We start from the raw sequence: 18,346 nt of genomic DNA, 5'->3' as shown, positions 1-18,346 counted from the left end.
ACAGTCGGATCAGTGGTAGCTCGACCGGACCAGATGGCGAAAGCCGTTCTCGGTCATCCATTTCGCGCGGGCCAGGTGGGTGGTGTAGACGCGCGCAGCCCGCTGGGCATCTTTGTCAGGGTCGAGGCCGAATATAACGGTCACCGCTTCTTCCCAGCACGCACCGTCGGCCTCGGCATCCAGCAGTCGCAGATAGGTTTTCAGGTGCTCGCGGTCATAGGGCGTGAGCACCGAGCTATCGGGCGGCTGGTCTAGAAAATCTGTCTTGGTCACACCGGTCCTCTGAAGTCATTCTTATCCATTCCGGTGGAATTTGTTAACCGTGTGTCGGGTGCATCGCAGCAAAATCGACACTGGTGATGGCAACGGCGTACCGACGGCATGCGGTTGGCAAGGGAGACGCTATCGCTTGTCGATTTTTCCACGAACCACCATCACACCTTCGCCTTGGTCGGTGGTCAGGAGGAGGATGCCGTGGCCTTCAAGCGCCCGACGCACCTGATCGCGCGTGGTCTCATATACCTCGAGCCCGCTTGCGGATTCGAGGCGCTTCAGCGCGGTCAGGGATACCTGGGCCTTGTCAGCGAGCGTCTCCTGATTCCATCCAAGCAACGCGCGTGCGGCCCGCGATTGTCGGGCGGTGATCATGCATGATCACCTCCCACTCGGACATACGCGCACACCAGAACTACGACTATAATAGTCGTTCTTGCGGGCCGATGCTACCTCATACTGCCTTTGCGGGGTGGCCTAGCAGTCAGTGGAACGCAAACTGATTCGGTCGCCCGACAAGCGATCGCCCCGCCCGGGCCAACCGGGCGGGGCGTCGCGCTGGCCTCACTCGCCGTTGCGGCGGTTCGGGCGGGACCAGATGAGGCTGAAGCCTTCGCCTTCCTCGTCGCCGAAGAGATTGGCGTAGATCGGGGCGTTGAAGCTGGGGTCGTCGAGCTTCAGGCCCAGATAGGCGCGGCCCTCGTTGGAGGTCTTGGACCAGGCGGCGCCGATCTCGGCGCGGCCGACGAAGATGCGGTGGCTGGGGGCGTTCTCGCCGGTGGTGCGGGCATCGGGGACGATGCGGACGTTCTTGGTCTGGAGGCTGAGGGTGACGATTTCGCCGGTGAACTCGTTGTTGCCGGTCTTTTTGAAGGTGCCGATGGTCGCCATGGTAGTTCTCCTTGAACTCTGTTCCGAGCCCGCACCATTGCGGCCTCGATGGCGATCGACAGGCCGGAGGCGATTGACGGCGCACCCCGCAGGGGCCTGACAGCAAAGGAGGGGCTTTCTTGTCTCGCGAGGAATGACGGCGGCCCGGGGTCCTCACGCGACCTGTCGCGTGGGGTGGGTTCCGGCAGGGGAAGAAAGTTTCGACGCCGCTGTTGCGGCATAGGCGATCGAGGCGCAGCCGACCTTCGGCCAGATCAGCCCATTGAAGAGGCCGTTTTGGAGCGGTCGACGTGACAGAGACGCATCACAGGAGAACGTGGCGACCATCCTCGACCGATATGACCGTGGCCACATCGAGAAATCGCGATGTCTCCCGGCTCCGTTAGACCCAATGTCCTGCCGGTTCCCGACCGTCGCGCACGAGCGCCCCCCCTCCCGGCACTCGCACCGTCTGCGCGCTGTCACGGCATTGCCACCGGCACCGTCACCGAGGGGATGGCGCGTCCGTCTGGGCTAGCCGTCGATCCTACCACCGCGGTCTTAGACGAACCCAGGCGTCGAAAAGCGCGATGCGCAAGATATCGGCTACTGTCCCGCCGTCGCGGCAACGATGTCAGGCGCGCGCGACGTTCTGTCTGGTTGGTCCGGGCGCGGCCATTGCTGTCACCCTGATCAGCGCCGTGATGCCGACGGCAATCGCGCCGATGACGGAGAAGATGAGCTGCCAGGTGTCGGAGGGCATGGTGTGTTTCACGATGCCATGCGTCGCGTGATAACCCGCGAGCGCCGCCGGTGCGACGAACGCCAGGGCGATCGCGAGGCGTATCCAGAGCGGACGCATCAAGGCGAGCAGGAATTGTCCGAGGCCAAGCGTCAGTGCGGCGGCGGCGAGGCCGACGACGAGCGCGCCGAGCCAGCCTGCGCCGGTCTGATAGGCCCATGTCCCGGCGCTGACGCCCGCGAAGAACGGCAACGCGAAGACAGCCAGCGTGAACAAAAGCCAGCACAGGCCGCCGATCACGGCGATGCTGGCGAGGATACCGATAAAGATCATGGCGGTGGTCTCCGTGAGATAAAGGTCTGACGGTCGCGCCTCCACCACCACCACGGCGCGATCTGAAGTATAGCGGAAGTTGACCGTTGTCGGGAGCGGAAATCGGTTCGATTTCCGCGTCCTCGACTGGCGATCGCCCCCATCAGGGGGCGAAGGGATCGATCTCCGCCACGATCTCGGCGTCGCCGTCGAACTCGGTGATGGGCGTGACGGAATGGGTGCCGTCGCCTGCCTTGAAGATGATGATCGCGACCATGAGGGTGGTGGCGAGGCTGAAGGCGTAGGCCTGTGCATCGTTGAGGGACATTGTACCGGCTCCTGTCTTGGAGGCGGGGGACCATCCCCCGCGTGACAGGCGCCCGATGTGTCCGGCTGAGGGCCGCAATCACCGCGGAGGCGTAGCTGGAGCGGCGGCATGCTCGCATAGCCGACCCTTCACGGGTTGATGGCATCAGGCCTTCGGCTGGACCAAGGATCAGCGAATGGATGCGGGGGTGGTCTTCCGCCGGTCGGAGGGGCCACCAGACAATTGGACTTCGATGCATCTGCCGGGTCCGCCAGGCGTTCAACCGGTCGTGCTGCCGTCGACTTCAGCCGCTATAGTGCGGCACGAGTAACTGCCTGTGAGGTCGCTGCATGACGAAGGTGCCGAAGAAGAGCGATTTCCCCGTCGGTCAGGTGCGCCGTTATCTGGAGCCAGGCCCGATCGTGCTGGTGTCCTCGAAGTGGGAGGGCAAGACCAACATCATGACGCTCGGCTGGCAGACGATCCTGGAATTCTCGCCGTCGCTCGTCGGCCTGATGATTTCGGGCGGTAATCATAGTTTCGAGATGATCCGAAACAGCCGCGAATGCGTCATCAACCTGCCGACGACGGCGCTGACGGACGCGGTGGTCGGGATCGGCAACACGTCCGGGAGCGAGATTGACAAGTTCGCCCGTTTCGGGCTGACGGCGGCACGCGCCAGCGAGGTCGATGCGCCGCTGATCGGCGAGTGCCATGCGAGCTTCGAATGCCGGTTGCACGACGACGCGCTGGTCGAGAAGTACAATTTCTTCATTTTTGAGGTGGTGAAGGCGCACGTCGCCTCGTCGCCGAAGCATCCCGAGACGCTGCATTATACCGGTGACGGTGTGTTCATGATGTCCGGCAAGATCATCAGTCGGCGCTCCCAATTCCGGCCCGAGATGCTGGGATAGTGGGTGGCGCTCACGCGCCACCCGTGCCGAACTTCCAGACCGGGATGCCGAGCTTCTTCGCCTTGTCGGCGAGGTTGTCCTGAATGCCGGTGCCCGGGAAATGCATCACGCCGATCGGCAGGACGTCGAGCATCTGATCGTTGCGCTTGAAAGGTGCGGCCTTGGCATGTTTGGTCCAATCTGGAGCAAATCCGACCTGTGGGACCTTGCGATGGTCGGCCCAGCGGGATGCGATCTTTTCGGCGCCCTTCGGCGACTTGCCGTGGATCAGCACCATGTCGGGGTGCTTGGCGTGGACCTGATCGAGCTTGGCCCAGATCAGCGTGTGATCGTTGAAGTCGAGCCCGCCGGTGATGGCGATTTTCGGACCGGCCGGCAGCAGCACCTCGTTGTCGGCGCGCCTCTTCGCGGCGAGGAAGTCGCGGCTGTCGATCATTGCCGAGGTCAGGTTGCGATGGTTGACCATCGATCCGCTGCGAGGACGCCAGGGTGAGCGGGTGTGCCGTTCGTAGTGCTCGGCGGCCTGGTCGCGCATCAGCTCGAAGGCGTTGCGGCGCTCGATCATCGTCTGGCCTTCGGCCGTCAGGCGTTCCAGCTCGACCGCCTTCACTTCGGAGCCGTCCTGTTCGCGCTGCCCGCGGCGCTGCGCCTGCTCGTTGTCGTCCAGCTCGCGTTCGATCCGGTCGGTGGCGCGGTGGAAGACGTTGACCGTCGACCAGAGGAGATCGTCGAGGTCGGGCTCGAGGCGAGTGTCCTCCAAGGTGACGATCAGGGCGTCGAAGATATCGGCGATCGCACCTGCGACGTGGTTGCCTTCGGGAAGCGGCCTTCCATCGGGTTCATCCGCAAAGGGACGGTAGCCATAAAGCTGAAGCTCATTGAGGACGTGGTCGGTGGGGGATGATTCGTGGTGCGGCTCGTAGCTGTCGTCGTGCTCGCTCATCGGGATGCTCCTTCATCGGCGTGACCGCGACCCTCGCGGCCTTCTGGCGACGAAAGCCGGCGGGCGGACCGGACCTGCACCCGGAGCGGAGCGAGAGGGCCGGAGCGCAGCGGAGGACGGCGAAGGCCGGCTATTTTGTTTCGCGATGGAAAGGCCCGACGGGCCGCCGGAAAATAGTCGGGTGCCGACGTTGTTGGTCCGGGCCGTTTGCTGGCCGATCGCCCTCCCGAAGGCCGGGTTGCGGCTCTCCCCGACACTTGGGTGCATCCGAGAGCGCCAAGCGACGGCGTTGTCGCAACCAGCATTTCCTCCCGGCTATGCCGCCAGGGCCATGAAGCGCGCGACGTCCTGTGGTGCGATCTGCACCCGCGACGCTGCCCGCAGGCTTTCCATTCCCAGGCTGCGGAGATCCTCGTTGAAGTCGCCCAGTGTCGGAGACACGACAATCGCCTGGATCCCGGCTGCGTTCGCCCGTTCGATCAGCGTCGCCATCGCACCGTCCCCGGCCGGATCGTTGTCGCGCGCGATGTAGAGCCTGCGCAGAGCCTCGGGGAACAGGATGGCGGAGAGGTGTGCTGCCGAGAGCGCTGCCGCCATCGCCATGCCGGGCAATACGCATCGCAGCGACAGCACCGTCTCGATGCCTTCGCCGGCCGCCATCACGTCGCCCGGTACATCGAAGCGGACCGCATGCCCGAGAAGGTCGCCCATCGCCCGTCTTGGTGTGTCGATCGGCGCCTTGTCCGAGCCGTCGGGAGCGAGCCAGGTGCGGTGTGCGCCAGTGATCCGGCCAGCCAGATCGGTGACGGAGGCGATCATCGCCGGCCAGGTCTCGGTCGGGGAATGCTCGTCGGGGCGATAATAGCAACGGGGATGGAACCGCAGCGATCCGGTTCCGTGCAAAGCCGTAATCGCACGTTCCCGCAGATACGCTTCCACGACAGTGCCTAAAATCGGCTGCGACATGCCAACGAGCCGCCGCGCTGCTTCCGGCGATCCGATCGGCGCCGGTGATTTGCGCTCGCCACCATGCGGACGGTCCGGTTCGGCGTGTGGCATCGACAGGAAGGTGCGCGCCTCGTCAGTGACGTCCTTGAAGTCGATCAGGCCGCAGCTCTCACGGATGACGTCGAGCAGATCGCCATGTTCGCCGGTGGCAGCATCGGTCCATTTGCCGGCCGCTCCCTTGCCGGTGTCGCCACCCTTCAGCCGGACGAACAACGAGCGGCCTGGCGTGTTGCGGGCATCGCCAACCAGCCAATAGCGGCCCTCGCGGTGGCCGGCCGAGAGGTAATGACGGCAGACCGCCTCGGCCTGTCGGCCGAGACGTTGCGCCAGTTCGGAAGCATCATGACGGGCCATCATGCCGCCTCTCGCTCACTGACGCGCTCGACCGGGAAGCGCTCCAACACCTTGGTGAGGATCGCAGGGCCGGCAGCGTCGGTGGGCACGAAGAAGCGCAGCTTCCACGAGATAATCTCGCTGAACAGGCCATAGGCTCGGAGGCGATCGCGCATCGCGTCGGTGAAGCCCGACAGTTCGATGCGGTTGGCGCCCATGATGCGGGCCCGGCGGAGCTGCATGCCCTCGGTGAGGTCGAGGATCGTGCGGCCGTCCATCAATGCCGTGAACGCGTCGTCCGGCGTCAGCGTGCTCGCTCCCGTCGCCAGTGCGCCCGCGACCCAGGCCGTCGAGACGCGGCGGCCGATGATGCGCTCGCCCGCATCGGTCTGGAGCCGATAGACCCGCGTCGACTCGTTCGGCAGCCGCTTCCAGATCGGCAGGAGAAGCCCGGCGACGATGTGGATCGTGCTGTCGGAAAATTCCGGCACCTCGGCGATCTCAGCGGTCCAGGCCTCGGCGAAGCTGTTCCGATCAGCTTCCTGCCAATGGCTCTCGTCCATCGAGCGAAGGGTGGCGTGGTGCTGTTCCATCGGGCGGATCAGCGCGACGCGACGCTCGATCTCGCCGTCGTCGAGCATGATGGACGATGCCGGAATTTGTACGGCGGCTCGGCCGGATCGGCCGTTGACCAGCAGCTTGGCGCGCGGGTCGGCAAGAAGATCGAACGCGGCGTCGAGCGAGGCCGGGCGGTTGCGTTCGCGCCGGGTGATCGTGAGCAACTGTGTTTCGGCGCCGGTGCCAGGATGGACGTGGATGGCCGTCCGGTCCGTGACGATGAAGTTCTCGGCCTGAAGCGTCTCCAGCCCGAGGTCATAGACGCCGCTGGTGATGGCGCCCTCGATCTTGGCGGTGAGGAGCTGCTCGAACGCAGTGAACAGGATGCCCTGCAGCGAGATGGTTAGCGCCAGCAGGCGATTGAGGAAGGTGGTGATGGGCGGCAGCTCGTCCTTGATGCCGTTGTCGTCCATCAGCTTCAGTCCGGTGGACTCCCCGAACATCTGGAGCGAGCAGCCCTCGACCTTGCCGCGGACCAGCAGCAGGTAAAGCTGTCGCAGCGCGTCGCGCGCATAGTGCGATTCCAGATTATCCTCGGGCCGGAAAAGACCCTGGCCGCCGGTCTGGCGCTGGCCGCGCGTGATCGCGCCCAGCGTGTCGAGCCGACGGGCGATCGTCGACAGGAAGCGCTTCTCCGCCTTCACATTGGTGGCGATCGGCCTGAACAGTGGCGGTTGCGCCTGGTTGGTGCGGTTGGTGCGGCCGAGCCCCTGGATCGCGGCATCGGCCTTCCAGCCAGGTTCGAGCAGATAGTGGACGCGCAAGCGCTGGTTCCGCCCCGACAGGTCGGCGTGGTAGCTGCGGCCCGTGCCGCCAGCATCCGAGAAGATGAGGATGCGCTTCTGGTCGTCCATGAAGGCGGACGTTTCCGCCAGATTGGCGGAGGCGGCGCGGTTCTCGACGGCGAGGCGCTCGCTCTTCCGCACGATCCGCCGCGATCGGCCGGTGACTTCGGCGACGATGTCCGTGCCGAAGCGCTGGACGATCTGGTCGAGCGCGCCGGGGACCGGCGGTAGGCAGGCCAATGTCTCGATCAGGCTGTCACGGCGCGCGACGGCCTCGCGGCTCTCGACGGGCTGGCCATCGCGATACACCGGCCGCGATGACAGATTGCCCTCGCTGTCGGTGAAGGGCTCGTAGAGCTGCACCGGAAAGGAATGGGCGAGGTAATCAAGGACATATTCCCTCGGCGTGATGTCGACGCGGACGTCGTTCCATTCCTCAGTCGGGATCTCGGCCAGGCGGCGTTGCATCAGGGCCTCGCCAGTCGAGACGATCTGGATGACGGCGGCGTGGCCATCGGCCAGGTCCTGATCGATCGCGCGGATCAGGGTCGGCGTCTTCATGCTGGTGAGGAGGTGTCCGAAGAAGCGCTGCTTGGCACTCTCGAAGGCCGAACGGGCGGCGGACTTCGCCTGCCGATTCAATGTGCCGGTATCCCCGGTGATATTGGCGGCCTGCATAGCCGCGTCGAGATTGTTGTGGATGATCGCGAACGCCCCGGCATAGGCGTCGTAGATGCGCGTCTGCTCGGGGGTGAGCTGGTGCTCGACCAGTTCGTATTCGACGCCGTCATAGGAGAGCGAGCGAGAGGTGTAGAGGCCCAGCGAGCGCAGATCGCGGGCGAGCACCTCCATCGCCGCAACACCGCCGTCCTCGATCGCTTCCACGAATTCGGCGCGAGTCGAAAAAGGAAAGTCTTCGCCGCCCCACAGGCCGAGCCGCTGGGCATAGGCAAGGTTGTGGACGGTGGTGGCCCCGGTGGCCGAGACATAGACGACGCGCGCGTTCGGCAGAGCGTGCTGGAGGCGCAGGCCCGCACGACCCTGCTGCGAGGCGGCGACGTCGCCGCGTTCGCCCTTGCCGCCAGCGGCGTTTTGCATGGCGTGGCTTTCGTCGAAGATGATCACTCCATCGAAATCGGAGCCCAACCATTCGACGATCTGCTTGACGCGCGAAAGCTTGCTCCCGCGATCGTCGGACCGTAGCGTGGCATAGGTGGTGAATAGGACGCCTTGGCCGAGCGTGATCGGCTTGCCCTGCGGGAAGCGCGACAGCGGCGTGACCAGCAGGCGTTCCATGCCAAGGGCCGACCAGTCGCGCTGCGCATCCTCGAGCAGCTTGTCGGATTTGGAGATCCAGACCGCCTTGCGACGTCCGCGCATCCAGTTGTCGAGGATGATGCCGGCCGACTGGCGGCCTTTGCCGGCGCCGGTGCCGTCGCCGAGCATGAAGCCACGGCGAAAGCGGACGGCGTTCTGGGCATCGTCGGGCGCTGCCGAGACGAGATCGAAGGTCTCGTCCACGGTCCAGGCCCCGGCGAGGAATTCGCCATGGGCCTCGCCGGCATAGATCACCGTTTCGAGCTGGGCGTCGGACAGGATGGCGTCGGTGACGATGTTGGCGGGGAGCGTCGGCCGGTAGCTCGGCTTCGGCGGCGCGACGGAGGCCATCGCCGCCGATTGGACCAGCTTGGTCGGGTGCGCGTGAGCGCCGGGAATACGGATCGCCTGAAGCCCGTATTCCTCATAGATGGCATCGGTCAGACGGCCGCCCTCCGGCGGCGTCCAGTCGACGATCTCGTAGGCGAGTTCGACGCACTCGGGCTCTGCAATCGCCCGGGCAACTGGCGGTGATGCGGTGCGGGCGGGAGTGCCGCGCACCGTGCGAGGCGCCGCAGCGGCAGTCACCCTCTGCGGTAGCGTGACCGGCAGACGCGGCGGGACCTGGGCTTCGATCCATCCGAGCAGCGTTGCGACATCGGGTGCGATGCCGGCGGACGGTGGAAACGCAGTGGGGTCCTCGGCGGGCGCCTTGTCGATGACGGTCAGCCGGGTCTCGATCGTCGTGCCATGCTTGGCGTAGACCGCCCCGTCGATCGCCGCGGTGAAGACGACGCGACCGCGCTCCTGCAACCTGGCAAACGTATCGCGCCAGGTCGGTGACTCCGGTGCGAAGCTCGCGCCCGTGATCGTCACCAAGCGACCGCCATCGGCGAGCCGGGTGAGCGCTGAGGCGACATGGCGATAGGCGGCTTCAGTCATGCGGCCGGAGACGTTCGCCATCACCGAGAATGGCGGGTTCATCAACACGACGCTCGGCACCGCGGTGGGATCGAGGTGGTCATCGATCTGGGCGGCGTCGAACTGCGTGACCGGGATGGCCGGAAAGAGGGAGGAGAGAAGCGCTGCGCGCGTGTCGGCCAACTCGTTGAGCATCAGCTTGGCGCCCGCGATTTCGGCGAGAATGGCGAGCAGCCCGGTCCCGGCCGAGGGCTCAAGCACGCGGTCGGCGGGTGTGACCGCGGCGGCAGCGAGCCCAGCAAGACCGAGCGGAGCCGGCGTTGAGAACTGCTGGAAGGCCTGCGTCTCCTCCGAACGCCGTGTATGCGTCGGCATCAGGCTCGCGATCTTGGCCAGCATGGGCAGGCTTGCAGCCGTAGACCCGGACCTGCGCAGAACCGCCTTTCCGTATTTGCGCAGAAACAGCACGATCGCGGCTTCGCAGGCCTCGTAGGCCGTCTTCCAGTCCCAGGCGCCGGATGTGTCGGAAGCGCCGAAAGCTGCCTCCATCGCAGGGCGCAAGGTTGCGGCATCGACGGGCTGGCCGCGTTCGAGATGGGGGAGAAGGTGGTGGGCGGCGGCGAGGATGGTGGCCGGCGCCGGGTTCGCGGCAAGCGGAGACGACGCAGCCGGAACGGCCGCGGATGCGGAAGCGATAGTCATGGAGGACACCTCGGGAGAGCGGGAAACAGGGGAGCCGACAGGCGCTCTCTCTTGACCGCACCGGCTCGAACCCGTCCCGGCGCACCTCTTCCTCTCAACGGCAGGCATGAAAAAAGCGCCTGACCGGGAAGCCAGGCGCTCAACGGGGTCCAGCGCTCAATCGATCGCCTGGAATATCTCGGCGGACTCCGGATGATCCGCCGCATAGTCGTAGAGGCGGCTGTATCCCTCCGACATCAGATCGACGGGATATTGGAAAGAGAGATGGGAAAAGGCGAACAGCGTCGCGATAATCCCTGCCGCCCCGGCGGACACCTCACCTTCATAGCCGTTCGTGTCGCAGACGATCTGAAGGCGGGGCTTCGAGGCTGGCGCGAGGTAAAGCGGCTTTCCATCGCGCTCATAGAAGTCCCAGAGGCCGCCTCGATAATCGCGCGGACTGAGGCGCTCCATGTGGTGATAGACCGTCATCTCTCCGATCAGGAGACGCTTGCGGCCGAAGAGGGTCGGAAGGAAATCCATTCGACGGGCATCCGGAACAAGCAGCGCGGAGCGGTCGAGGGGATATGCAGCGTGGGCTGTGGTCTCGGTCATGGGAGGCACCTCGGGAGAGCGGGAAAAGGAGGAGCCGGCAGGCGCTCTCTCTCGACCGCACCGGCTCGAACCCGTTCCCGGCCAACCTCTCACTCTGGCGCGCGATATGACCTTTTGACCGCTTCGTCTTTCGGGGTCGGCCGCGCGCAGCTACACTTCGCCATCCAACAGATGGCGGGCAGTGGCCTCGGCAATCGAGGGCGCGTGACCGCTTCACTAGCGAGGTCAAGGGAGAGACGGAGATGAAGGGGAGCGCGATTGGTATGGTGGCCGCGGGATGCCTCGTGGTGGGGTTCGGCGCGGGGTTCTTGGTGCGACCCATGATTTCTCCGGGCAGCGCGTCTGCCGCCGCCGTCGCCGGCGTGGCACAGCCGAGTGAGGAAGAAGCGATTGCCGCTGTCCGCCGCCATCGGCTCTTTACGGGGACGTCGCTCGCCAACGCGACCCTGAAGCTCGGTGATTGTTCTCCTGGCGGCGTCGGTCCGGGCGTGACGTGCATGACGCAGTTCACGATGGACACGACGCGGGCCAACGCCACACCGCAGAACCGCCCGATCGGTTTCGCGCGGGTGGACGGTCAGTGGGAGGTGGCGGTCTGGTAGAGATGGGCGAGGAGGCTAAGAAAGAACTGGCAAGTGTGCTCTTCGCCAATGGCGAAGGGTTTCTGCCTTACGGATTGGCGGGCGACAGCAGGGACGAAGGCGAGATCTGCTATGCGACCGCGATCGCGTGCGAGCTTGTTTTAAAGGCATACTTGCTGTCCCAGGGCTGGAACGATGATCGATGCCGTCGGGAAATCCGGCATGATCTGGCGACGGGCTTGGTGCGCGCGCAGGAAGCGGGACTGACGGAAACGCCGAACGGGTTGGGTTATGTGATCGGGGTGTTGAACTCTTACTACCCCGAACATGCCTTCGATCGCTTCACCGCTCCGGCTGGAGACGCGACCTTTCCACTCCGCGCCCGGTCAATCATCTCGCAGGTTTTCGAACTCGTGCGGCCTTACGTCGAGGATCCCGCCGGGCGATAGGCTTCGAACGGATTGCCTTCGGCCAGATGACCGAACGGGGTGAAGACATAATCGACATCGTCGTTGCCGACCGCACAGATGACGTAGCGGGTTTCTCCGGTTTCGGAGTCCGTGCATTCCATAAGCGCCAGATTGCCATCGGCCGCAGCTCGGAGCAGCATCTGGAAATTGGCGCGGGCATGGTCCGGGATGCTCATGACGCGTCTCCCAAAGCGAGGCGGTCGGCGAGCCAACGGCCGCTGCTCATCCATTCGACAGTCTGCCCCGTCGTCAGGTCGAGGATATGGGCGCCTCCGGAAAAGCCGTCGATGCGGGCCTCGGATGCGACGCCGACCCATTGGAAACCCCAGCGTCCGGCGAGGCCAAACGTCTCGGCACACCGCGTCACGAAGGTGATGAGGAGCTGCGGATCGGCGGTGCCGGGGTCACGCATCCACAGGCGCGTGGGTCCATGTTCCGGCTCGATCGAAAGCAGGAACGGCTCGGCCGGAGGCTCTTCGGCGGCGTTCTGCGCCACCAGGTCGTTGTAGATGTCGAGGGCGCGTGCCGCATTTTCGATCGTGCCCACGTCCAGCAGGCATGAGAAGCGTGTGAAATACTCCGCCATGGCGGTCTCTCCTGAAACGAAAAGAGCCCGGCGCATGGCCGGGCTCGAGGTGGATGAAAGGGTGTGGTGGGCTCAGTAGCCGAACTGCCAAGACGGCCACGGCTGGCCGTCGTTGGATGCGCGGACGGCCTCGTCGAGATAGGCCCTATCGCCTTCGACGGCGGTGGGGTCACGCACGGGCGTTTCGTCGATAATCGTCACGCGGCAGACGAGGCCATCTTCGACCTCGACGTGAACGGGAACGAGATACCGAAAGACGACGGGGCGCGACGTGTCGGTGCTTGGTATAGACATCGGGAACTCCTTGACGAAGGTGGCGGGGAGCGATGGTGCCGCTCCCCGCCAGGGGGCTATTCGGCGGCGATCAGGCCAGACGCATCCTCATCGGCCTCGGCCACCTCATCATCGTCACCGGCGAGGAAGTCCGGCAACGCGTCGGCGTCACCGGCGTCACCGGCGTCAGGTTGATCGGCAAGATCAGCAAGGCGCAGCGGTTCGGGCAGCCAGTCGCTGTCGGCCAGGAGCCGTTCGGCCTCCTTGGCCATATCGCCCTTCTTCAGATGGTCGATGAGCTGGGTGGCCTGTTCGCCCTTCGCCTCGCGTACCGCTTCGAGGATGCGCGGCTTGGTCACGCGATTGAGGTAGTTGCCGAAGGTCGGACGCCAGCCGGCCTCCACCATGTTCAGCCCGGTCGCGCGCGTCAGACGATCGGCCTGGGCCAGTCGCATGTCGAGCGTATGCTGCGAGACGCCGTTGGAGCTGTGCGGATTCGGCCGCTCGAAGAGCGCGTTGACGCCGTAGCTAACGCAGTGTGCCAATAGCGCCATGCGGCTGGTATCGTCGAGGTCGGCCAGCCAATCCCAAAGCGCGTCGTCGTCTTTCGGGATGTCGGCGGCCCAGGCGTCGTGCCGCTCCTGCACCGACCGCGCGGAAGGGCTCTCCGCCAGACCCTCATCCTGTGCGGGGAAGTAGATGTGCTTCACCCCCGCTTCCATGGCGCCGTTATACATGCGGGTCATGAACCGATCCGAGACGAGCTTGTGCAGCAGCGCCGTCATGGCGACGTGCGGGTTGTTCGCGACGGCATCACGCAGCGCGAGCGTGCGGTAGGCGGTCAGCTCGATGACCAGGCGTTCGGGCAGCGGCTTGATCGCGTCGTCTTCGTCGTCATCTTCCGGCTCGGTGGGCTGGCCGCCGATCGTGATGACAGCGCGCTGCACCGTCGCATTGGCGGGGTCATGCGATACGCCATCGGCCCCCGACCCGGTGTCGCCGTCGCCCTCGACCGGGATGGCCGGAACGTCCTCGGGACGTACAAAGCCACGATCGGCCGTGAGCGAGCCGTTGGCGTCGATGCTGACGAACACGCCGGCGATGGCGATATCGGCCGGCTCGTAGTGAACCGGGCGATCCTCGAAGTTCGCGAGCGCGGTCTCGATCTCGCCCAGACGCTGATCCACCTCGTCCGGCAGCTCGTCGGCGTCCTGATACTCGGCTTCCAGCTTCGCCATCTCGGCGTTCAGCGCGTCGATAGTAGCCAGCTCTTCGGCCGAGAGGTCCAGCGGCGTGCCGGTGATCTCCTGCAGGCCGCGCACCGCATCGTACGGGAAGCTCACGGCCACCTCGATCCACTTCCAGCCTTCGGCAGCGATCGTCTCAGCTTCGGCCTTCAGCTTTTCGCCAACGAGGCGGTCGAGAAGCGCCGCATCTTGCAGCCAGCCGCCGTCGTCGGACTGGAACAGGTCGCGCATGACGATGCCGCCCGCCGCCTCATAGGCCTCGATGCCGACGAAGACGGCACGTTTGTCGGAAGCGCGCACCGTCGTCTCGGTCAGCAGACGCCGGATCTGATAGGGCTCCTTGGACCAGGCGTCCTTGATCGCGTCCCAGACCTGCTGCTGGCGGGCATGGTCTTCGGAGACCGTGAACGCCATGAGCTGCTCCAGCGTCATGCCGTCCTCGGCATAGACGTCGAGGAGCGCCTGAGAGACCGAGGCGAGCCGCAGCCGCTGCTTCACCACATTCACCGCCACGAAGAACGCCGCGGCGATTTCCTCCTCGGTCATTCCCTTGCCGCGCATGTCCTGAAAGGCGCGGAATTGATCGAGGGGATGAAGCGGAGCGCGCTCGATATTCTCAGCAAGCGAGACCTCTTCGGCGAGGATCTCGCTGTCATGGTCGCGCACGACGCAGGGCACCGGCGCGATCTTGGCGAGGCGCTTCTGCTTCACCAGCAGTTCGAGGGCGCGGAAGCGCCGGCCGCCGGCCGGAACCTCGAACATGCCGGTCTCGACGCCATCAGCATCGACGACGGGCTGGACGCTGAGGCTCTGAATCAAGCCGCGACGCGCTATCGAGGCCGCGAGGTCCTCGATCGAGACGCCGGCCTTCACGCGCCGGACGTTGGACTGGGACAAGACCAGCTTGTTGAAGGGGATGTCGCGCGAGGACGACAGGGTGATCTTCTGTACGGCAGTAGCCATCGGGGTAGTCTCCGCGACGGGCGCCGAGAGCCTCTCTCTCAGCCCTAAACCCGTCACGAAGCAAAGCGCCGCCCTCTTTCTCTAAAGGGGGCAGCACCACGGAACGGACTTGAGAACACGCGGAAGCGCAAAGCCGGAGATACGGAAAATCGCATCTCCGGCTTCCCGGATGTCAGGCGGCTCGATCGAACAGTTTCTTCGCCTTGCCCTCCATGTCGAGGCGAGCGTCCTGATGGGACTTGTCGCGTGCGACGGCGGTGATGCCCTGAACGAAATCGAAGATGCTCTCGGGCGGGCGACCTTCCTCGGCCAGCACCGTGTCGATGATCTTGCCGGTTTCGGCCTTGGAGAAGCCGCGGCGGCGCAGGAAGTTGGTGCGATCCTCATCGCTGCGCGCCACGATCCGCTCGCGGGCCGCCTTGATGCCGTTGACGAAAGGCAGCGGCGAGGAATTGGCGAAGTTCGCCAGTGCCGGCGCCGCCTCATGGGCGAACCGATTGGCGGCATATTTGGAGTGGCGGATGGTGATCTCTTCGAAATCCTCCACGCCCCAGAGGTTTCGATTCTGGCAGACCGCGCGCAGATAGAAGCTCGCCATGCCAAGCGTCTTGGCGCCGACCTCGGAATTCCAGCAGTAGAAGCCCCGGAAATAGAGATCCGGCGAACCGTCCGGCAGACGGCCGGCCTCGATCGGGTTCAGGTCATCGACCAGGAAGAGGAACACGTCGCGGTCGGAGGCATAGAGCGTCGTCGTGTCTTTGGTTATATCGACGCGCGGATTGTAGATCCCCGTTGACCAGTCGAGCACGCCTGGCACTTTCCAGCGGGTGTCGCCCGTGCCGTTGCCGGCAATGCGCTGCACGGCCTCGACCAGCTCGTGGTCGTAGATGCGGCCATAGTCCGGGCCAGTGACGGCGCGCAACTCGACACGGCCGCTATCGGTTTCCAGCGTCTTGATCTGCTCCGCCCGATTGGATGTCAGGCCATATTGCAAGTTGATCGCGGCGAGCGGCGCGGGAAGCTGGCGCAGATAGGCTGCCGGTGCGCCGACGAGGCTGGCCAGTTGGCCGAAGCTCCAATGGGTCGGGGCAATGGCCGCTTCCGTGCCTGGCAGGATCAAGGCCAGCCGTTCCGGGTCGCTGCGGTTCGCCTCCACATGGATAAGTGCGCTCTCCACGACGCGCGTCCGGCTGCGATCGGCGCGGTCGCGAACGGAATATGCCAGCTCGGACAGCGACAGATATCGCTCGTCGGCCGGGCGCGAGAACCATTCCGACGAGACGCGGCCGATGCGCTCACCGCGGCCGACATCCACCTTGTAGCCGCCGCTGGTGTCGCGGCGCGCGTCGAGAACTGAAACCTGGGTCATGGGACTAATCTCCATGACGGGCGCCGGAGACCTCTTCTCCAGCCCTCAACCCGTCACGGAAAATCCCTCAGCACTCTCACTCTCAGGGGGCGTTGCGGGGTCTCCCCGCAGAAGGGGTCGGCCGAGACGGAACGGCTCGACCGCAGGGGAAAGCCTTCCCCTCCACGGATGAATCACGCGGTTAATTCGAAATTTAGCAATCCTTCGAACACCCGCTTCACCCAACCCGACTATTCTAGTCGTCGGGGAATTGTCTCTGGTGTAGGCGGCTCGATTTTTTTGCTTCAATTACAGAACAACATACTTCGGATGATTGCAAAGGGGGAGCCTCTATCAGCAACCGCTCGCCAGCTTTGCCTTGAGGTCGAGTTGGTGTTCCCCGAGATCGTGTGCACGGTTCTTGCGGTGGATCGGGCCGGCTTGTTGCATCCAATTGCCGCACCGAGCTTACCCGAAGAGTTCAGTGCCTCGCTCGAAGGCGTGTTTATCGGACCGGATGTCGGGTCGTGTGGTACGGCGGCGTATCTGGGTGTCCCGATCGCAGCCGACGATATCGAGCATGATCCCAGATGGAGCAAGTACCGCGGACTCGTAATGTCGGTGGGCCTGAGGGCCTGCTGGTCGTCACCTGTAAAGGATGAAGACGGTGCGACCATTGGCGTGGTCGCGCTCTATTTCCGTGAGGTGAGAGGCCCGGACGATAAAGAGCGGGCCGTGATGAGCACAAGCATCGAACTTTGCGAGATGGCTCTCAGCAGACATGCGCGTGTCGTCGATCGCGAACGACGCGCAAGTGTGGATGCTCTGACAAGCTTGCCGAACCGAGCTGCATTCAATGCCGCGATGGCGCGCGTGCCATGTGAGGATGTCGGGTCCTGGGCATTGCTTGTGGTGGACCTCGATAACCTGAAGGTCGTTAATGACACGTTCGGACATCAGGCTGGTGATGCGCTGATCCGGATCGCCGCGCAGCGGATTTCACGGGCGATGGTGCCGGATGTGACCTTCCGTGTCGGGGGTGACGAATTCTCGGTCATCGTGCAGGCCCACGCCAGCCTGGCGGATCTCGATGCTACTGCAGCGCGAATCTTCGATGCGTTGGAAACGCCGGCCGATTGTGATGGCCATATGGTTGTTCCCAAGGCGACGATTGGCGGAGCGGTCCTTTCGCCCGGAGACGCGAGCGCGATGGCTGTCAGCCAGAACGCCGATTTCGCGCTCTATCACGCAAAGGAAACAGGTCGCGGGGGTTTCGTCCGCTACTGGCCCGGGATCGGCACCCGGATCACGCATCGCCGAGACGCCATTCGCGATGTGACAGCCGCTCTGCGGGACGGGCGGATCGAGGCCTACTATCAACCGATCGTTCGCCTCGACAGCCGAGAGATCATCGGGGTCGAGGCGCTCTGCCGGATGATATCGGAGGCTGGCGAGGTTGTGGCGGCGAAGAATTTCCAGACGGCGACCTCCGATGTCCATGTCGCCACGGCGCTGACCAGCCGAATGCTGTCGATCGTGGCGGATGATGTGCGCCGGTGGCTCGACGAGGGCCTGTCGTTTGGACACGTGAGCGTAAATGTCTCGACCGCGGACTTCTACGCCGGGAATTTGGGTAGCAAGCTGAGAGAGAGTTTCGTCGAGGCTGGCGTACCGCTGTCCCATCTCATCCTCGAGGTAAACGAGGATGTTTATGTGGGACAGCGGGACCGGGTCGTGGCCCGCGAGATCAAGACGCTGCGCGAGAGCGGCCTTCTTGTGGCGTTGGACGATTTCGGCACTGGCTTTGCCTCGCTGACGCACTTGCTTACGGTGCCGGTCGATATCATCAAGATCGATCAGTCCTTCGTTGCAAGGCTATGGCCGGACGACGCGAGCCTGGTCGTCGTGGAAGGTGTGATCGACATCGCGACAAAGCTCGGTATTCGCGTTGTCGCTGAGGGAATCGAGACCGAAGTGCAGGCCAGCCAGCTCTGGGCAATGGGGTGCAAGCTCGGCCAAGGGTTCGGCTTTTCGCGTGCCGTGGACCGCAAAGCGATGACCCGGCTCTTACAGCTACATTCTCAAGGCGCCGGCGCGGTGCCGCTCTATCCTCACGACGCGCGCGCCGAAGACCGTGGTGCCGATAGTCGGAAGCGGTTGACGGCCACAGGTTAGCGGCATCTGGCAGAGAACAGCGTAGATCGATCCACGGATAAGCGTTGCCAGAGTCAAGAGGCGT

General features: G+C 64.6%; 18 protein-coding genes. 4 read left to right on the top strand and 14 right to left on the bottom strand.

Annotated features, from left to right (window positions below):
- Positions 1-9: 9 nt before the first annotated feature.
- The 5 genes from K2Y42_RS15665 to K2Y42_RS15645 form a co-directional block, all read right to left on the bottom strand.
- On the bottom strand, positions 10-273 hold the full coding sequence (locus K2Y42_RS15665) for a DUF2285 domain-containing protein (protein WP_291154242.1): 264 nt from the start codon (positions 271-273) through the stop codon (positions 10-12).
- A 129-nt stretch (positions 274-402) separates the two neighbouring features.
- Positions 403-648, bottom strand: a complete 246-nt coding sequence (locus K2Y42_RS15660) for an XRE family transcriptional regulator (protein ID WP_008830084.1) — start codon at positions 646-648, stop codon at positions 403-405.
- Between the two features lie 189 nt (positions 649-837).
- Positions 838-1,164 (bottom strand): DUF736 domain-containing protein, encoded by a 327-nt coding sequence (locus tag K2Y42_RS15655; RefSeq protein ID WP_291154239.1) that lies wholly within the window; start codon positions 1,162-1,164, stop codon positions 838-840.
- A gap of 613 nt (positions 1,165-1,777) precedes the next feature.
- Complete coding sequence (locus K2Y42_RS15650) at positions 1,778-2,218, bottom strand: hypothetical protein (protein ID WP_291154238.1); 441 nt, start codon at positions 2,216-2,218, stop codon at positions 1,778-1,780.
- 142 nt (positions 2,219-2,360) lie between these two features.
- Positions 2,361-2,525: a hypothetical protein gene (locus tag K2Y42_RS15645; RefSeq protein ID WP_189338532.1), complete on the bottom strand. Its 165-nt coding sequence runs from the start codon at positions 2,523-2,525 to the stop codon at positions 2,361-2,363.
- A 329-nt stretch (positions 2,526-2,854) separates the two neighbouring features.
- On the opposite strand from K2Y42_RS15645, the gene K2Y42_RS15640 reads away from it, so the two are divergent.
- A complete protein-coding gene (locus tag K2Y42_RS15640) occupies positions 2,855-3,418 on the top strand; it encodes a flavin reductase family protein (RefSeq protein ID WP_291154237.1) in 564 nt (187 codons plus the stop codon).
- A gap of 10 nt (positions 3,419-3,428) precedes the next feature.
- On the opposite strand, the gene K2Y42_RS15635 is transcribed toward K2Y42_RS15640, so the two are convergent.
- The 4 genes from K2Y42_RS15635 to K2Y42_RS15620 all read right to left on the bottom strand — a co-directional run bounded on the left by K2Y42_RS15635 (position 3,429) and on the right by K2Y42_RS15620 (position 10,639).
- Complete coding sequence (locus tag K2Y42_RS15635; RefSeq protein ID WP_291154236.1) at positions 3,429-4,361, bottom strand: DUF2493 domain-containing protein; 933 nt, start codon at positions 4,359-4,361, stop codon at positions 3,429-3,431.
- A gap of 315 nt (positions 4,362-4,676) precedes the next feature.
- A complete protein-coding gene (locus K2Y42_RS15630; protein ID WP_291154819.1) occupies positions 4,677-5,723 on the bottom strand; it encodes a toprim domain-containing protein in 1,047 nt (348 codons plus the stop codon).
- A complete protein-coding gene (locus tag K2Y42_RS15625) occupies positions 5,723-10,045 on the bottom strand; it encodes a strawberry notch-like NTP hydrolase domain-containing protein (protein WP_291154235.1) in 4,323 nt (1,440 codons plus the stop codon). The genes K2Y42_RS15630 and K2Y42_RS15625 overlap by 1 nt, the downstream gene beginning before the upstream one ends.
- Positions 10,046-10,201: 156 nt before the next feature.
- Positions 10,202-10,639: an antirestriction protein gene (locus tag K2Y42_RS15620; protein WP_291154234.1), complete on the bottom strand. Its 438-nt coding sequence runs from the start codon at positions 10,637-10,639 to the stop codon at positions 10,202-10,204.
- A gap of 242 nt (positions 10,640-10,881) precedes the next feature.
- Between K2Y42_RS15620 and K2Y42_RS15615 the strand changes: the two genes are divergently transcribed.
- Both K2Y42_RS15615 and K2Y42_RS15610 read left to right on the top strand, forming a co-directional pair.
- Positions 10,882-11,241 carry a hypothetical protein gene (locus tag K2Y42_RS15615; RefSeq protein WP_291154233.1) on the top strand — a complete coding sequence of 120 codons (360 nt, stop codon included), beginning with the start codon at positions 10,882-10,884 and terminating at the stop codon, positions 11,239-11,241.
- 2 nt (positions 11,242-11,243) lie between these two features.
- On the top strand, positions 11,244-11,669 hold the full coding sequence (locus tag K2Y42_RS15610; protein WP_291154232.1) for a hypothetical protein: 426 nt from the start codon (positions 11,244-11,246) through the stop codon (positions 11,667-11,669).
- On the opposite strand, the gene K2Y42_RS15605 is transcribed toward K2Y42_RS15610, so the two are convergent.
- From K2Y42_RS15605 to K2Y42_RS15585, 5 genes are all read right to left on the bottom strand, one after another.
- Positions 11,642-11,866 (bottom strand): DUF6117 family protein, encoded by a 225-nt coding sequence (locus tag K2Y42_RS15605; protein WP_291154231.1) that lies wholly within the window; start codon positions 11,864-11,866, stop codon positions 11,642-11,644. The genes K2Y42_RS15610 and K2Y42_RS15605 overlap by 28 nt on opposite strands.
- Positions 11,863-12,276, bottom strand: a complete 414-nt coding sequence (locus K2Y42_RS15600; protein ID WP_291154229.1) for a hypothetical protein — start codon at positions 12,274-12,276, stop codon at positions 11,863-11,865. The genes K2Y42_RS15605 and K2Y42_RS15600 overlap by 4 nt, the downstream gene beginning before the upstream one ends.
- A 72-nt stretch (positions 12,277-12,348) precedes the next feature.
- A complete protein-coding gene (locus K2Y42_RS15595; RefSeq protein WP_291154227.1) occupies positions 12,349-12,570 on the bottom strand; it encodes a hypothetical protein in 222 nt (73 codons plus the stop codon).
- 56 nt (positions 12,571-12,626) lie between these two features.
- A complete protein-coding gene (locus tag K2Y42_RS15590; RefSeq protein WP_291154225.1) occupies positions 12,627-14,759 on the bottom strand; it encodes a ParB/RepB/Spo0J family partition protein in 2,133 nt (710 codons plus the stop codon).
- A 172-nt stretch (positions 14,760-14,931) separates the two neighbouring features.
- Positions 14,932-16,128 (bottom strand): DUF932 domain-containing protein, encoded by a 1,197-nt coding sequence (locus K2Y42_RS15585; RefSeq protein WP_291154224.1) that lies wholly within the window; start codon positions 16,126-16,128, stop codon positions 14,932-14,934.
- A gap of 372 nt (positions 16,129-16,500) precedes the next feature.
- Here K2Y42_RS15585 and K2Y42_RS15580 point away from each other — a divergent pair, with 372 nt between their 5' ends.
- Complete coding sequence (locus K2Y42_RS15580) at positions 16,501-18,282, top strand: GGDEF domain-containing protein (RefSeq protein WP_291154222.1); 1,782 nt, start codon at positions 16,501-16,503, stop codon at positions 18,280-18,282.
- The last annotated feature ends 64 nt before the right edge of the window (positions 18,283-18,346 follow it).

The organism is Hyphomicrobium sp. (assembly GCF_019744875.1).
Classification (GTDB): domain Bacteria; phylum Pseudomonadota; class Alphaproteobacteria; order Rhizobiales; family Hyphomicrobiaceae; genus Hyphomicrobium_C.
The sequence above is the reverse complement of the archived record's forward strand: the minus strand, read 5'-3'. Positions and strand labels throughout refer to the sequence as shown.

What these genes read in the sequence shown, in the direction of transcription:
- K2Y42_RS15595 (WP_291154227.1), bottom strand. Translation starts at nt 12,570, where the DNA reads ATGTCTATACCAAGCACCGACACGTCGCGCCCCGTCGTCTTTCGGTAT.
- K2Y42_RS15615 (WP_291154233.1), top strand. Translation starts at nt 10,882, where the DNA reads ATGAAGGGGAGCGCGATTGGTATGGTGGCCGCGGGATGCCTCGTGGTG.
- K2Y42_RS15660 (WP_008830084.1), bottom strand. Translation starts at nt 648, where the DNA reads ATGATCACCGCCCGACAATCGCGGGCCGCACGCGCGTTGCTTGGATGG.
- K2Y42_RS15605 (WP_291154231.1), bottom strand. Translation starts at nt 11,866, where the DNA reads ATGAGCATCCCGGACCATGCCCGCGCCAATTTCCAGATGCTGCTCCGA.
- K2Y42_RS15610 (WP_291154232.1), top strand. Translation starts at nt 11,244, where the DNA reads ATGGGCGAGGAGGCTAAGAAAGAACTGGCAAGTGTGCTCTTCGCCAAT.
- K2Y42_RS15645 (WP_189338532.1), bottom strand. Translation starts at nt 2,525, where the DNA reads ATGTCCCTCAACGATGCACAGGCCTACGCCTTCAGCCTCGCCACCACC.
- K2Y42_RS15640 (WP_291154237.1), top strand. Translation starts at nt 2,855, where the DNA reads ATGACGAAGGTGCCGAAGAAGAGCGATTTCCCCGTCGGTCAGGTGCGC.
- K2Y42_RS15625 (WP_291154235.1), bottom strand. Translation starts at nt 10,045, where the DNA reads ATGACTATCGCTTCCGCATCCGCGGCCGTTCCGGCTGCGTCGTCTCCG.
- K2Y42_RS15600 (WP_291154229.1), bottom strand. Translation starts at nt 12,276, where the DNA reads ATGGCGGAGTATTTCACACGCTTCTCATGCCTGCTGGACGTGGGCACG.
- K2Y42_RS15635 (WP_291154236.1), bottom strand. Translation starts at nt 4,361, where the DNA reads ATGAGCGAGCACGACGACAGCTACGAGCCGCACCACGAATCATCCCCC.
- K2Y42_RS15590 (WP_291154225.1), bottom strand. Translation starts at nt 14,759, where the DNA reads ATGGCTACTGCCGTACAGAAGATCACCCTGTCGTCCTCGCGCGACATC.
- K2Y42_RS15585 (WP_291154224.1), bottom strand. Translation starts at nt 16,128, where the DNA reads ATGACCCAGGTTTCAGTTCTCGACGCGCGCCGCGACACCAGCGGCGGC.
- K2Y42_RS15620 (WP_291154234.1), bottom strand. Translation starts at nt 10,639, where the DNA reads ATGACCGAGACCACAGCCCACGCTGCATATCCCCTCGACCGCTCCGCG.
- K2Y42_RS15655 (WP_291154239.1), bottom strand. Translation starts at nt 1,164, where the DNA reads ATGGCGACCATCGGCACCTTCAAAAAGACCGGCAACAACGAGTTCACC.
- K2Y42_RS15650 (WP_291154238.1), bottom strand. Translation starts at nt 2,218, where the DNA reads ATGATCTTTATCGGTATCCTCGCCAGCATCGCCGTGATCGGCGGCCTG.
- K2Y42_RS15630 (WP_291154819.1), bottom strand. Translation starts at nt 5,723, where the DNA reads ATGGCCCGTCATGATGCTTCCGAACTGGCGCAACGTCTCGGCCGACAG.